Source organism: Arenimonas terrae (assembly GCF_006265115.1).
Taxonomy (GTDB): domain Bacteria; phylum Pseudomonadota; class Gammaproteobacteria; order Xanthomonadales; family Xanthomonadaceae; genus Arenimonas; species Arenimonas terrae.
Window position 1 is genome coordinate 341,108 of record NZ_SMDR01000001.1, and the last position, 14,494, is coordinate 355,601.

The following is a 14,494-nucleotide window of genomic DNA, read 5'->3' on the forward strand; positions in this document are numbered from 1 at the left end:
CCTATCTGGTGAAGAGCGCAAGGATAACCCAGGCTCGCATTCACGCAGCGCCGGTATACTGCAGCCGTCCCGATCCGAAGCCCGAGACCCGAAACCCATGGCCGTCACCCTGACCCCCGCCGCCGCCGACCGCATCCGCAGCTACCTGGCCGAAACGCCGGGCGGCATCGGCCTGCGCTTCGGGGTCCGCAAGTCCGGCTGCACGGGCTTTGCCTACGTGGTGGACATCGCCAAGGCCCCGGGGCCGGACGACACCGTGTTCGAGACCGACGGCGTGGCCGTCCGGGTCGACGCCGACAGCCTGCCCCAGGTGGACGGCACCGAGATAGACTTCGTGGCCCAGGGCCTGAACCAGCAGTTCGTGTTCCGCAACCCCCGCGTGGCGGCCGAATGCGGCTGCGGCGAATCCTTCACGACCACGACCTGAGGCATCAGATCCGGGGTCAGAGTGCATTTATCTTCAGGCCCGGCCAGAAGATAAATGCACTCTGACCCCGGATTTCCCGCGCCTGTCGGCGCGCCCCCTTGCCACGGGGGCTTTCCCTGCCCGGGGCGTCCGGCCGGGGGTAAGTCCTTGAGTTGCGCGGGAAAGGGGGGCTCGGGCATAATGCGCGGCTCCCGATCCCCGGGAGACCTTGCTCCACGGCCTCGCGCCGGGGGCTGCCAGGCCGAATCACCGGCCGCATCCACAAGGAACAAACCCATGCGTCACTATGAAATCGTGTTCATGGTCCATCCGGACCAGAGCGAGCAGGTGCCGGCCATGATCGAGCGCTACAAGGCGCTGATCGAAGGCGACAACGGCAAGATCCACCGTCTGGAAGACTGGGGCCGCCGCCAGCTGGCCTATTCCATCGACAACCTGGTCAAGGCCCACTACGTGCTGCTGAACGTCGAGTGCGGCCAGAAGACCCTGACCGAGCTGGTCGACGGCTTCCGCTTCAACGACGCCGTGCTGCGCCACATGGTCATCGCCCGCGAAGAGGCCGTCACCGAGCAGTCCCTGATCATGAAGAGCAAGGACGAGAAGGGCGAGCGCCGCCCGCGCCGCGACGATGACGAAAACAGCGTCGGCATCGCCGCCGACGACGCCGCCTGAGACCGGAGACCGACATGAGCAAGTTTTTCCGCCGCCGCAAGTTCTGCAAGTTCACGGCCGAGGGCGTCAAGGAGATCGACTACAAGGATCTCAACACCCTGCGCCAGTACCTGACCGAGAACGGCAAGATCGTTCCGAGCCGCATCACCGGCACCAAGTCCAAGTACCAGCGCCAGCTGCAGACCGCGATCAAGCGCGCCCGCGAACTGGCCCTGATCCCGTACACCGACAACCACCAGAACTGATCCTTACGGACAGCCACCGTTGCGGGGCCGCGCGCCCCGCTAACGTAAAGGAGCTACAAGCATGCAACTGATCCTCCTGCAGAAGGTCGTCAACCTCGGCGGCCTGGGCGACAAGGTCAACGTGAAGCCGGGCTACGGCCGCAACTTCCTGATCCCCTACGGCAAGGCCGTGCCGGCCACCCAGGCCAACATCGCGGCCTTCGAAGCCAAGCGCGCCGAGTACGAAGCCAAGGCCAACCAGGTCCTGGCCGATGCCGAAGCCCGCAAGGCCAAGCTGGAAGGCGCCACCGTCACGATCCCGGCCAATGCCTCGACCGAAGGCAAGCTGTTCGGTTCGGTCGGCCCGCGCGACATCGCCGAGGCCTTCACCGCCGCCGGCTTCCCGCTCGAGAAGGGCGAGGTGGTCATGGGCGAAGGCCCGCTGCGCCGCACCGGCGAGTTCGACATCGAAGTGCGCCTGCACGCCGACGTCCACACCACCGTCAAGGTGCTGGTCGAAGCCGAAGCCTGATCCGTCAGGTTCCCGGCAAGACCCAGACGGGCGCCTTCGGGCGCCCGTTTCGTTTCAGGGTTCTAGCGCCCAAATGCTCGTAAGGCGGTGCATTCTGGCGCAGAGGCGACGTGCATCCCCCTCGGCCGACACGCCGTGAATCCATCCCTGGAGGCTCATCGGCGACGTCCGTGTCGCCGATGGTCGGCCGAGGGGGATACACGTCACCTCTCCGAAAGGTCCCGGGGTACCGATAGAGAAGTCAAAGGCACAAGCGGCTTGAAGCCGGGTACGGGCGGCGTCCTTTTTGTTTGGTTGCGAAGTGGGGTGCCGTGGTGCAGTCACCAAAGGCGATTTCTGAAGGACCGTCGCGGCATCCTTGCTTATGGATCGCGCGCCAAGAGACCTGCAAGCGGCGAAGGCCAGGGACCATGACCGACCATCGGCGACAGGGACGTCGCCGATGAGCCTCCATGGATGGATTCACGGAGTGTCGGGCATGGTCCCTGACCTTTGCCGCCCCTCGCCAGGACTCATCCCGCGCGATCTGCTCTCCAACGTGACCGATCTCAATCCATGAGACAGGGCCGGGGTAAGAGATCTCCACCGGTTATGCACAGGGTTATGCCTGTCGCACCGTCCGAGGGATCGTTACGATGACCGACCCGGCTTACCGTCCGCCCACACCGCTGCGCCCCATCGACAAGGCGACCATGCCCGCTCGTTCCGAATCCTTCCGCACCGAAGCCAAGATCGATGCCCTGCGCGTCCCGCCCCAGTCGGTCGAAGCCGAGCAGGCGGTGATCGGCGGCCTGATGCTGGCCCCGGACTCGCTCGACCGCGTCGGCGACTTCCTGACCGAACACGACTTCTACCGCCGCGACCACCGGCTGATCTACCGCGCCATCCGCGACCTGAGCGAGAAGAACCGCCCCTTCGACGCCGTCACGCTGGGCGAGTGGTTCGAGGCCAACAGCCTGTCCGAACAGATCGGCGGCACCGGCTACCTGATCGAACTGGCCTCGACCACGCCCTCGGCCGCCAACATCAAGGCCTATGCCGAGATCGTGCGCGAGAAGGCGGTGATGCGGCAGCTGATCGAGGCCGGCACCGAGATCGTCAACGACGGCTTCCAGCCCGAGGGACGCGACAGCCAGGAAGTGCTGTCGGCGGCCGAGATGAAGGTCTTCAAGATCGCCGAGCAGGGCCGCCGCGGCCGCGCCGACTTCGTGCCCCTGCGCGAGGCGATGAAGGACGCGTTCCAGATCCTGCAGGAGCGCTACGAGAACCAGGGCAGCGTCACCGGCCTGCCGACCGGTTTCCACGACCTCGACGAGATGACCGCCGGCCTGCAGCCGTCCGACCTGATCATCCTGGCGGCGCGTCCGGCCATGGGCAAGACCACGCTGGCGCTGAACATCGCCGAATACGGCGCGCTCAAGACCAAAAAATCGGTCGCGGTGTTCTCGATGGAAATGTCGGCCTCGCAGCTGGCCTTCCGCCTGCTGTCGTCGATCGGCCGCATCAACGCCACCCGCCTGCGCACCGGCCAGCTCGAGGACGAGGACTGGTCGCGCGTGAATATGGCGATCAAGATGCTGTCGGACGTGAAGGTCTTCATTGACGACACGCCGGCGCTGTCGCCCGACGTGCTGCGCTCCAAGGCGCGCCGCATCAAGCGCGAACACGACCTGGGCCTGATCGTGGTCGACTACCTGCAGCTGATGCAGGTGCCGGGCTCGGCCGAGAACCGCACCAACGAGATCTCCGAGATCTCGCGCTCGCTCAAGGCCCTGGCCATGGAGCTGAAGGTTCCGGTGATCGCGCTGTCCCAGCTCAACCGCGGCCTGGAATCGCGCACCGACAAGCGCCCGGTCATGTCCGACCTGCGCGAATCGGGCGCCATCGAGCAGGACGCCGACATCATCATGTTCATCTACCGCGACGAGTACTACCACAAGGACTCGGCGGACAAGGGCCTGGCCGAGGTCATCATCAGCAAGCAGCGTAACGGCCCGACCGGCACGGTGAAGCTGAAGTTCTTCGGCGAATACACCCGCTTCGACAATCTCGCCCGCGACAGCGTCGGCAGCTTCGAATAAGCCCGGCCGCCGGGCCGGGCCACGGTCCGGGGCGGCGGCGGAATTGCCCGCGAATTGCCACATTCCGGGGCTGGCCGGCCCGGAAGGGCGGGCTACAATCGCGCCATGCCCAAGGCTTGGCCCGCCCAATCATGACGACGCTTCCCGACGCCGCGGTCCGCGCGGACGAGGTCGGCCAGCGCCCGACCCGGATCGTCGTCGACCTCGACGCGCTCAGCCACAACCTGCACGCGCTGCGGATCCACGCCGGCGTGCCGGTGATGGGCATCGTCAAGGCCAATGCCTACGGGCACGGCCTGGTGCCGGTCGCGCGGCACCTGCAGGCGCAGGGCGCCGAACAGCTGGGCGTGGCCTTCCTCGAGGAAGGCGTGGCGCTGCGCCGGGCCGGTATCACCCTGCCGATCCTGGTGATGGGCGGCATCTTCGGTCCCCAGGCTGCGCAGCTGATCGCCGAAGACCTCGAGATCACCGTGTCCTCGATCGACAAGCTGCGCCAGGTCGAGGCGGCGGCGCAGGCGCTGGGCCGCCAGGCCACGATCCACCTCAAGATCGACACCGGCATGGAGCGCATCGGCGTGCACAGCTACCACGCCGGCCCCTTCATCGAGGCCGCGGTCGCCTCGCGCTGGTGCCGGGTGAAGGGCGTGTATTCGCACCTGGCCTGCGCCGACGATCCCGCCTCGCCGATGACGCGGCAGCAGCTCGGACGCTTCCTGGAGGCCTGCGCGCACTTCGAGCGCATCGGTGCGCCGATGCCGCTCCGCCACCTGGCCAATTCCGGCGGCCTGCTGCATTTCCCCGAGACGCACCTGGACATGGTGCGGCCCGGCATCGCGCTTTACGGCGTGCTGCCCGATCCGGCGGCGCAGCCCACGGTGGCCCTGCGCCCGGTGATGTCCCTGGTCTCGCAGGTCGTCTACTTCAAGGTGGTGCCGGCAGGGCACCCGGTCAGCTACGGCGCGACCTGGGCGCCGAAGGCCGACACCCGCGTGGTCACGGTCCCGATCGGCTACGGCGACGGCTTCCCGCGCGCGCTGTCCTCGCGCGGCGAGGTGCTGATCCGCGGCCGGCGCCACCCCATCGTCGGGCGCATCTGCATGGACCAGTTCATGGTCGACATCGGCCCGCAGGGCACCGCCTACAACGAGGACGCGGTGGTGCTGATCGGGCGCCAGGGCGACCAGGCGATCGGCTGCGAGGCGGTGGCTCAGGCGGCGGGAACCATTCCCTACGAGATCCTGGTGGGCCTCAACGGCCGCATCCCGCGTGAATACGTGGGCGGGGCGCAGGAACCCGGGTCCCGGTAAGACCTGCCGCCCGCCGGTGCGGCGGCCGCCCTTCCGCGTTTCCATTCCCTGCACGGGCGCCGCGCCAGACTCGGCGCATGCCTTCCACCCTCCGACATCTGGTCCTCGTCCTCGGCGACCAGCTGGACGCCGAATCGGCGGTCTTCGACGACTTCGATCCCGGCCGCGACGCCGTCTGGATGGCCGAGGTCGCGCACGAGGCCACCCAGGTCTGGAGCACGCAGCCGCGCATCGCGATCTTCCTGGCCGCGATGCGCCGTTTCCGCGACCGCCTGCGCGCGCGCGGCTGGACGGTGCACTACCGCGCGCTGGACGAACACGATTTCCCGACCCTGGAAGCGGCGCTCGCCGCCGACCTCGTGGCGCTGACGCCGGCCAAGCTCCTCGCCGTCAAACCCGGCGAATGGCGCCTGGCGCAGTCGCTGCCGGCCACCTGCGCCGCCGCCGGCCTGCTTTGGATCGAGTATCCCGACCGACACTTCTACTGCGATGCCGACGATTTCGCCGACTGGACCGGCAACCGGAAGGACTATCGCCTGGAGTTCTTCTACCGCTGGCTGCGCAAGCGCGAGGGCGTGCTGATGGACGCTGGGAAGCCGGTCGGTGGGCAGTGGAACTTTGACGCCGACAACCGCGGCAGCTTCGACCGTCGCGGTCCCGGCCTGCTGCCGGCCCCGCGCGCCTTCGCGCCCGACGCGGGCACGCGCGAGGTGCTCGCCCTGGTGCGCGAGCGCTTCGCCGCGCATCCCGGTCGCCTCGATGCGTTCGACTGGCCTTTGGACGCGGACCAGGCGCGCGAAGCCCTCGACGATTTCATCGCGCACCGGCTGCCGCTGTTCGGCCGCTACCAGGACGCGATCTGGCAGGGCGAGCCCTGGCTCTACCATTCGCGGCTGTCGGCGGCGATGAACCTCAAGCTCCTGTCGCCGCGCGTGGTGGTGGCCGCCGCCGTGCGCGAATGGCGCGAGGGCAGGGCGCCGATCGAGGCCGTGGAGGGTTTCGTGCGGCAGATCCTGGGCTGGCGCGAGTTCGTGCGCGGCGTCTACTGGCAGCGCATGCCGGGCTTCCTGGACGAGAACGCGCTCGATGCCCAGGCGTCGCTGCCCGCGTTCTACTGGACCGGCGACACCGACATGGCCTGCCTTCGCGACGCGCTGCGGCAGACCCTGGACCTGGGCTACGCCCACCACATCCAGCGCCTGATGGTGACCGGGCTGTTCGCCCTGCTGCTCGGCGTTCGCCCGCGCGAGGTGCATGCCTGGTACCTGGCGGTCTACGTGGACGCGGTGGAATGGGTGGAGCTGCCGAACGTGCTGGGCATGAGCCAGTACGCCGACGGTGGGCGCATGACCAGCAAGCCTTACGCGGCCTCGGGCGCATATATCCAGAAGATGTCGAACCACTGCGCCGGCTGCCGCTTCCGGCCCGGCGAGTCCACCGGTGAAAGGGCCTGTCCGTTCACCACCCTGTACTGGGACTTCCTGGCGCGGCACGAGGCGCGCTTCGCGCGGCTTCCGCGCACCGCCCTGCAGTGGAAGAACCTGGGCCGCAAGCCGGCCCATGAGCTCGCCGCGATCCGCGCGCAGGCCGAAACGCTGCGCGCGGCGCTGGCGCCGGATTCACGGTCTTCACACGCCGGCGGTGGCTAAGTGGCGCCCTGTCTCCGGATCCGAGCCCCCGCATGAAGACCTGCCTGATCACCGGCGCCTCCGGCGGCGTCGCCCGCGCCCTGGCCGATGTGCTGCGCCAGGCCGGCTGGCGCCTGGCCCTGGTGACGCGGGAAGGTGCGCGCGTGACGGCCGCGCCCGGCGAGCCGGTGATCGAAGCCGACGTCGCTACCGAAGCCGGTGCGGAAGCGGCGGTGGCCGCGGCGGTCACCGCCTTCGGCCAGCCTCCCGATGCCGTCGCCCACTGCGCCGGCGCCATCCTGATCTCGCCGATCGGCCGCACCACCGAAGCCCAGTACCGCGAATGCCTGGCGGCCAACCTCGACAGCGCCTTTTTCATCGCCAAGGCCTACGCGCCGCGGATGCAGGCCGCGAAGCAGCCGGGATCGCTGCTGTTCTTCAGCTCGGTCGCGGCCGGCATCGGCGTCGCCAACCATGCCGCGATCGCCGTGGCCAAGGGCGGCATCGAAGGCCTGGTACGTTCGCTGGCCGCCGATTTTTCCGCGGGCGGCCTGCGGGTGAACGCGATCGCGCCCGGGCTGATGCGCACGCCGGCGACCGAGCGCCTGCTGTCGAATCCCAGCGCCGCCAAGGCCATCGCCGCCCAGTATCCGGTCGGCCGCCACGGCGAGGCCGCCGATGCGGCGGCGCTGGCGGCCCTGCTGCTGTCGGACGCGGCGGGCTGGATCAACGGCCAGGTCATCGGCCTCGACGGCGGCTTCGGTGCGGTGCGACCCTACGTCAAATCCGCCTGAGCCGCGCATGTCCCACGCCCTGATCTGGTTCCGCCGCGACCTGCGCCTGGACGACAACCCGGCGCTCGAGGCCGCGTTGCGCGCCGGCCACGCGCCGATCCCGGTCTACATCCACGCGCCGGACGAAGAGGCGCCCTGGGCGCCGGGCGCGGCCACGAACGCCTGGCTGCACCGCTCGCTGCAGGCCCTGGACGCGGACCTGCGCGCCCGCGGCTCGCGCCTGATCGTCCGCCGCGGCGACAGCCTGTCCGAGCTGGAAAAACTCATCGCCGAGACCCGGGCGGAAGCGCTGCACTGGAACCGCCTGTACGAACCGGCGTCCATCGCCCGCGACACCCGCATCAAGCAGGGCCTGAAATCGCGGGGCCTGACCGTGGAGAGCCACAACGCCGCCCTGCTGGTCGAACCCTGGACGGTGCAGACCGGCAGCGGCGATCCCTATCGGGTATTCACCCCCTTCTGGAAAAACGCCCGCACGCGCCTGGTGGCCGCCGCGCCGCCGACCGCGCCGGCGCGCCTGCCCGAGCCGCCGGTGCTGCTCGCCGGCCTGGGCATCGAAGACCTGAAGCTGGAGCCCGCGCCGCCCGAGCCGCGCTGGGACGCGGGTTTCTGGCAGCACTGGCAGCCCGGCGAAGCCGGCGCGCGCGAGATGCTCGACGCCTTCCTCGACGGCGCCGCGCACGGCTACAAGGAGCAGCGCAACTACCCCGACCGCATCGCCACCTCGAAGCTGTCGCCGCACCTGCACTTCGGCGAGATCTCGCCGCGCCAGGTCGTGGCGCGGGTGCTGGGGCAGGTCTGGCCGGCGGCGGTGCAGGGCGACATCGACCATTTCCTGAGCGAGCTGGGCTGGCGCGAGTTCAGCCACCACCTGCTGTTCCACTTACCGCACACCGCGCAGGAGAACCTCAACCCGAAGTTCAGCGAATTCCGCTGGGCCAAGCCCGACCCGGCGCACCTGGCCGCCTGGCAGCGCGGCCGCACCGGCGTGCCGATCGTCGACGCCGGCATGCGCGAACTCTGGCACACCGGCTGGATGCACAACCGCGTGCGCATGGTCGTGGCCAGCTTCCTGACCAAGAACCTGCGCTACCACTGGAAACACGGCGCCGACTGGTTCTGGGACACCCTGGTGGACGCCGACCTGGCCAACAACACCCAGGGCTGGCAGTGGACCGCCGGCACCGGCGCCGACGCCGCGCCGTATTTCCGCATCTTCAGCCCCATCGCCCAAGCGCAGAAGTTCGACCCGGCGGGCAAGTACATCCGGCGCTGGCTGCCGGAACTGGCGACGCTGCCGGAATCGGCGCTGGCTGCGCCCTGGGAGCAGCCCGACCTGGTCCGCCGCCTCGCGCCTGGCTACCCGTCGCGGCCCATCGTCGACCTCAAGGCCAGCCGCGAGGCGGCGCTGGCCGCCTACTCGGGGCCCAAGAGCAAGCCGCCGCCCGAGCGTTGACGCCCCCGCGCCGCAGGCGGCATCCTGCGTGAAGACCGGGGAGGGGACATGGCCGAGGCGCGCACCAGGATCCGCAAGTCGCCGATGTCGCGCGTGGACACGGCGTGGCTGCGCATGGAGCGGCCCACCAACCTGATGATGATCACCGGCGTGATGATGTTCGAGACGCCGCTCGACATCAAAACCCTGCGCAAGGTGATCGAGACCAAGTTCCTGTCCTATCCGCGCTTCCGCCAGAAGGCGGTGGACACGCCGACCGGCGCGTTCTGGCAGGACGACGCCGACTTCGACCTCGACTGGCACGTGCGCCTGACGGCGCTGCCGGGCCGCGGCGGCAAGAAGGAGCTGGAGCGGCTGACGAGCCAGATGGCGTCGACGCCCCTGGACAAGACCAAGCCCCTGTGGCAATTCCATCTCGTCGAGAAGTTCGGCGGCGGCTCCGCGCTGATCTCGCGCATCCACCACTGCTACGCCGACGGCATCGCCCTGGTGCAGGTGCTGCTCTCGCTCACCGAGATGGGCATCGACGACAAGCGCAAGGCGGCGCTGGCCAAGCGCTGGCTGAAGAAGGAAGAGCACGCCCCCGTCGCCAAGCGCGTCGGCGCTATCGACCGCTACATGCAGCTCGGCGGGAAGCTCGTCGAAAAGGGCATGGACATCTACCGCGACCCGACCCTGGCCGCGGTGCTGGCCAGCGAGGGCGTGGACATCGCGAAAGAAGTCGGCCTGGCGCTGGCGCTTTCCGACGATCCCGAAACCGTGCTCAAGGGCCGGCTGGGCGTCAGCAAGCGCGTCGCCTGGGCCGAGCCGCTGGCGCTGGATGAAGTGAAGTCGGTCAGCCGCGCCCTGCGCTGCACCGTCAACGACATCCTGCTGGCCTCGGCCAGCGGCGCGCTGCGCAGTTACATGATCGAGCGCGGCGAGCAGCTCGACGGCATCACCATCCGCGCGACGGTGCCGGTGAACCTGCGGCCGCTGGAACATGCCAAACAACTGGGCAATCACTTCGGCCTGGTCTTCCTCGACCTGCCGGTGGGCGAACCCAATCCGATGCGCCGGCTCGAGCGTGTTGCCGCCTCGATGAAGGTGCTGCGCAAGTCGCGCCAGGCCGTGGCGACCTTCGGCGCGCTGGCGGCGGTGGGCATGGCGCCGCCGGCGGTGCAGGCTTTCGCGTTGGAGATGTTCAGCCGCAAGGCCTCGGCCGTGGCCACCAATGTGCCGGGCCCGCAGATGCCGCTTTTTTTCGGCGGCAGCAAGATCAAGGACCTGATGTTCTGGGTGCCGCAGACCGGCTCGATCGGCCTGGGCATCTCGATCCTGAGCTACAACGGCGCCGTGCATTTCGGCCTGATCGCCGACGCCAAGCTGATGCCGGACCCGGATTCGGTGATCCGGCGCTTCCGCCCCGAGTTCGAGAAGCTGCTTTACCTGGCCCTGATGGCCAAGTGGGAGGGCGAGTTCTGCGCCGAAGCGGCCGAAGCGCTGATGCAGGAAGCGGACGCCTGATCCGGCGGGGGCGGCGGTGAACATCCTGTTCGTCTGCGGCAAGAACCGGCTGCGCAGTCCGACCGCGGAGCAGGTGTTCGCGGGCCGGCCCGGCGTCGCCACGGCCTCTGCGGGCGTCAGCCACGACGCCGACGAACCGGTGACCCCGGAGCTCCTGGGCTGGGCGGACCTGGTGGTGGTGATGGAGCGCGCCCATCGCGGCAAGCTGTCGGCGCGGTTCGCGGCCGCGCTGCGCGACAAACGCGTCGTCAGCCTGGACATCCCGGACGAGTACGACTTCATGGCTCCCGAACTGGTGCGCCTGCTCGAGGCCCGGATGGCGCGGCACCTGCCCGGTTGAACCGCGGGTGCGGCACCGCCAACACATCGTTCCCGCCGTGCCGCCGCCCGCGGACGCGGCTTGATCTAAGCTGGCGTCCGCCTCCGGGATCCCGCCATGGAAACGCTGCTCGCCCTGATCGCCACCTATGGCCTGCTGGTCGTCTTCGTGGCCGTGTTCCTCGACCAGGGCGGCTTGCCGGTGCCGGCCTACCCGCCGGTGATCGTCACCGCCGCGCTGGCGGTGGACCGCGGCGAATCGGTGCTGGCCATTCTCGCCGTCGCGACCGTGGCGGCGGTCCTGGCGGACATCCTGTGGTTCTTCGGCGGCCGGCGTTTCGGCGTGGCCCTGCTGCGGCTGATGTGCAAGCTGTCGCTGTCGCCGGACTCCTGCGTGACGATGACCCGCGACATCTACACGCGCTGGGGCGCGCCCTCGCTGATCGGCGCTAAGTTCGTGCCGGGGTTCGCGGCCGTCGCGACCACGCTGGCCGGCGAGAACCGCACGAAGTTCGGCAGCTTCCTGTTCTTCGACGCCCTGGGCGCGCTGCTCTGGGCCGGCGGTGCGGTGCTGCTGGGCGCGGTCTTCCACGAGGCAGTGAACGAGGTGCTGCTGCGCCTGGAAGAGTTCGGGCGCTGGGGCCTGCCGATCCTGGTCGGGCTCATCGCCGCCTTCGTCGCCTGGAAGTGGTGGCAGCGCCGGCGTTTCCTGAAAGAGATCGAAATGGCGCGCATCTCGGTGCCCGAACTGCACCAGCTGATCAGCGAGGGCCGGGGGCCGCTCATCCTCGACGTGCGTTCGGCCAAGCAGCGCGCCGAAGGCTGGATTCCCGGCGCACGTTTCGTGGCCAACCTGGCCGAGGCCGACCTCGAGCCGCACGACGAGGTCATCGTCTACTGCGACTGCCCGAACGAGGCGTCGGCGGCGATCCTGGCCAAGCAGCTGCGCAGCCGCGGCTTCGGCCGCGTGCGGCCGCTGGCCGGCGGTTTCCACGCCTGGATGACCGAAGGCCACGAGGTCGCGCGCGAGGCCTGAAACCGGCCCGCCGCTGAACGCCGGCTTGGCTTCGCGCACCTTCGCGCCCATTTAGCGCCTCTGCGGGGATAGTCCATCCCCGAACCGGAGAACCCCCATGTCCAACCCCGTCTGCGAACTGCCCGGCCTGGGCCTGCGCGTTTCCCCCGGCCAGGTGCCCGATCCCGCCCTCGACATCGCCGCCGCCGACGATCGCGGCGAAGCGGTGCTGGCCGGGGGCTGCTTCTGGTGCACCGAGGCCGTGTTCCGCCGCCTCGACGGCGTGGACGAGGTCCAGCCCGGATACGCCGGCGGCAGCGCCGACACCGCCGACTACAAGAAGGTCTGCAGCGGCGAGACCGGCCATGCCGAAGTGATCCGCATCACCTACGACCCCGCCCGTATCAGCTACGGGCAACTGCTGAAGGTGTTCTTCGCGGTCGCGCACGACCCGACCCAGAAGGACCGCCAGGGCAACGATGTCGGCACGCAGTACCGCTCCGCCGTGTTCCCGGTGGACGAGGCGCAGCGCCGCGTCGCGCGCGCCTACATGGACCAGCTGGCCGCCGAGGGCGTGTTCGGGTCGCCGCTGGCAACGACGATCGAACCGCTGGAGGCCTTCTTCGTCGCCGAGGCCTACCACCACGACTACGCGGCGAAAAATCCCGGCCAGCCCTACATCCGCTTCGTGTCCCTGCCCAAGGTCGAGAAGCTCGAGCACGCGTTCCCGGACAAGCTGCGATAACGCTACGTTGCACCCGCGGGGCTTGGGCCCCGCGGCGCGGGCGCCCATTGTTGCAGGACCCCTTTGCCACTGGAGTCAACCATGAAGCTCTACTACATGCCCGGCGCATGCTCGCTGTCCCCGCATATCGCCCTGCGCGAGGCGGGCCTGGACTTCGACCTGGTCAAGGTCGGCCGCGACAAGAAGACCGAAGACGGGCAGGACTTCCTGGCCATCAATCCCTACGGTTACGTGCCGGTGCTGCAGCTCGACGACGGCACCGTGCTGCTCGAGGGCCCGGCGATCGTGCAGTACATCGCCGACCTCAAGCCCGAAGCGGGCCTGGCGCCGGCCAACGGCAGCCTCGACCGCTACCGCCTGCAGTCCACGCTGACCTTCATCAACGGCGAGCTGCACAAGCTGATCAGCAACCTGTTCAACCCGGCGCTGGCCGACGACGCGCGCGAGGCGGTGCTCGCCAAGCTCGACCTGCGCCTGAAACAGTTCAGCGCCCAGCTCGGCGACCGCGAGTGGCTGGTGGGCGACAAGTTCACCGTCGCCGACGCCTACCTCTACGTCGTGCTGAGCTGGCTCGCCGGCTTCAAGATCGACCTCGCGCAGTGGCCGGCGATGGCCGCTCACAACGCCCGCGTCGCCGCGCGCCCCGCGGTGCAGGCGGCGCGCCAGGCCGAGAAGGGCACGGGCAAGAACGCCTGAGTTCCGGCCGCAGGGAAGCGGGAGGGGCCGCCTTCGGGCGGCCCCGTCATTTTGGGCGGACGGTTCCGGTCACTCCGCCGCGGCGCGGGTCGACGCGATCGCGGCCAGCAGTTCCTGCGCCACCGAGGCGCCGGCCAGCGCGGTGAGTTCGGCGTGGTCGTAGGGCGGGCTGACCTCGACCACGTCCGCGCCGACGATGCGCAGTCCGGCCAGGCCGCGCACCAGCCGCAGGGCCTCGTGCGTGCTGAAGCCGCCCACCACCGGCGTGCCGGTGCCGGGCGCGAAGGCCGGGTCGAGGAAGTCGACGTCGAAGCTGACGTAGCACTTGCGTGCGCCGACGCGCGCGCGGATCTCGGCGATGGCCGCGTCCAGTCCGGCGCCGTGCAGCTCGCGGGCGTCGATGACGCGGTAGCCGTGGGTCTCGGCGTTGAAGGTGCGCATGCCCAGCTGCACCGAAATCGCCGGATCGACATACCCCAGGCGCGCGGCGTGGAAGAACATCGTGCCGTGGTCGATGCGCCCGTCCTCGTCGCGCCAGGTGTCGCTGTGCGCGTCGAAGTGCACCAGGGCCAGCGGCCCGTGGATCGCATGCAGGGCGCGCAGGATCGGGAAACTGACGAAGTGGTCGCCGCCGAGGGTGAGCGGGGTGGCGCCGCTGGCGAGGATGCCGGCGTAGGCGGCCGTGATCGCCTCGGGGGCTTCGTGCGGGCGGCCCGGGTCGAAATAGACGTCGCCCCAGTCCACCACGTGCAGGCGATCCAGCGGATCGAAGTCCCAGGCATAGGGCGGGCACCAGGCCAGCGACGCCGAAGCCGCGCGGATCGCCCGCGGGCCCAGGCGCGTGCCGGGCCGATTGGTCGTGGCCAGGTCGAAGGGCACGCCGACCACGGCGACGTCCACGCCGGCGAGGTCCTTGCTGTAGCGGCGGCGCAGGAAACTCAGCGCGCCCGAATAGGTCGGCTCGGACTGGCTGCCGTAGGGCGTGCTGCGGGTGAAGGCGAGGTCGGTGGTGCTGGCGGTGGCGGGCGATTTTTCCGTGGCCATGGACGAGGGCTCCCAAGGGAAGTCCACTCGTCGTTCCTGCCCTGGGGCA

At 69.5% G+C, this 14,494-nt stretch carries 15 protein-coding genes; 14 read left to right on the plus strand and 1 reads right to left on the minus strand.

What is annotated here, in order from left to right:
- Positions 1 to 97 precede the first annotated feature (97 nt).
- From E1B00_RS01590 to gstA, 14 genes are all read left to right on the plus strand, one after another.
- Positions 98 to 427: a HesB/IscA family protein gene (locus tag E1B00_RS01590; RefSeq protein ID WP_139444957.1), complete on the plus strand. Its 330-nt coding sequence runs from the start codon at positions 98 to 100 to the stop codon at positions 425 to 427.
- A gap of 276 nt (positions 428 to 703) precedes the next feature.
- On the plus strand, positions 704 to 1,099 hold the full coding sequence (gene rpsF / locus E1B00_RS01595; RefSeq protein WP_139444959.1) for a 30S ribosomal protein S6: 396 nt from the start codon (positions 704 to 706) through the stop codon (positions 1,097 to 1,099).
- 14 nt (positions 1,100 to 1,113) lie between these two features.
- Positions 1,114 to 1,344 carry a 30S ribosomal protein S18 gene (rpsR, locus tag E1B00_RS01600; protein WP_026816203.1) on the plus strand — a complete coding sequence of 77 codons (231 nt, stop codon included), beginning with the start codon at positions 1,114 to 1,116 and terminating at the stop codon, positions 1,342 to 1,344.
- Between the two features lie 61 nt (positions 1,345 to 1,405).
- Positions 1,406 to 1,855, plus strand: a complete 450-nt coding sequence (gene rplI / locus E1B00_RS01605) for a 50S ribosomal protein L9 (protein ID WP_139444961.1) — start codon at positions 1,406 to 1,408, stop codon at positions 1,853 to 1,855.
- A 692-nt stretch (positions 1,856 to 2,547) separates the two neighbouring features.
- Positions 2,548 to 3,936, plus strand: a complete 1,389-nt coding sequence (locus tag E1B00_RS01610) for a replicative DNA helicase (RefSeq protein ID WP_139444964.1) — start codon at positions 2,548 to 2,550, stop codon at positions 3,934 to 3,936.
- Between the two features lie 131 nt (positions 3,937 to 4,067).
- A complete protein-coding gene (gene alr, locus E1B00_RS01615; RefSeq protein ID WP_139444966.1) occupies positions 4,068 to 5,243 on the plus strand; it encodes an alanine racemase in 1,176 nt (391 codons plus the stop codon).
- A 77-nt stretch (positions 5,244 to 5,320) separates the two neighbouring features.
- Positions 5,321 to 6,892 (plus strand): cryptochrome/photolyase family protein, encoded by a 1,572-nt coding sequence (locus tag E1B00_RS01620; RefSeq protein ID WP_139444967.1) that lies wholly within the window; start codon positions 5,321 to 5,323, stop codon positions 6,890 to 6,892.
- A gap of 32 nt (positions 6,893 to 6,924) precedes the next feature.
- Positions 6,925 to 7,665: an SDR family NAD(P)-dependent oxidoreductase gene (locus E1B00_RS01625; protein WP_139444969.1), complete on the plus strand. Its 741-nt coding sequence runs from the start codon at positions 6,925 to 6,927 to the stop codon at positions 7,663 to 7,665.
- A 7-nt stretch (positions 7,666 to 7,672) separates the two neighbouring features.
- The gene (locus E1B00_RS01630; protein ID WP_139444972.1) at positions 7,673 to 9,121 is read left to right on the plus strand and encodes a cryptochrome/photolyase family protein; all 1,449 of its coding nucleotides are present in this window, start codon (positions 7,673 to 7,675) and stop codon (positions 9,119 to 9,121) included.
- 48 nt (positions 9,122 to 9,169) lie between these two features.
- Positions 9,170 to 10,627, plus strand: a complete 1,458-nt coding sequence (locus E1B00_RS01635) for a WS/DGAT/MGAT family O-acyltransferase (protein ID WP_139444974.1) — start codon at positions 9,170 to 9,172, stop codon at positions 10,625 to 10,627.
- 16 nt (positions 10,628 to 10,643) lie between these two features.
- Positions 10,644 to 10,967, plus strand: coding sequence for a low molecular weight protein tyrosine phosphatase family protein (locus E1B00_RS01640; RefSeq protein ID WP_139444976.1), 324 nt, complete (start codon positions 10,644 to 10,646; stop codon positions 10,965 to 10,967).
- A 96-nt stretch (positions 10,968 to 11,063) separates the two neighbouring features.
- On the plus strand, positions 11,064 to 11,981 hold the full coding sequence (locus E1B00_RS01645; RefSeq protein WP_139444978.1) for a rhodanese-like domain-containing protein: 918 nt from the start codon (positions 11,064 to 11,066) through the stop codon (positions 11,979 to 11,981).
- Between the two features lie 97 nt (positions 11,982 to 12,078).
- Positions 12,079 to 12,705, plus strand: coding sequence for a peptide-methionine (S)-S-oxide reductase MsrA (gene msrA / locus E1B00_RS01650; RefSeq protein ID WP_139444979.1), 627 nt, complete (start codon positions 12,079 to 12,081; stop codon positions 12,703 to 12,705).
- Between the two features lie 81 nt (positions 12,706 to 12,786).
- Positions 12,787 to 13,401: a glutathione transferase GstA gene (gene gstA, locus E1B00_RS01655; protein ID WP_139444981.1), complete on the plus strand. Its 615-nt coding sequence runs from the start codon at positions 12,787 to 12,789 to the stop codon at positions 13,399 to 13,401.
- Positions 13,402 to 13,470: 69 nt separating this feature from the next.
- Here the strand turns inward: gstA and speB are convergent, their stop codons facing one another.
- Positions 13,471 to 14,445, minus strand: a complete 975-nt coding sequence (gene speB / locus E1B00_RS01660; protein WP_139444983.1) for an agmatinase — start codon at positions 14,443 to 14,445, stop codon at positions 13,471 to 13,473.
- Positions 14,446 to 14,494 lie beyond the last annotated feature (49 nt).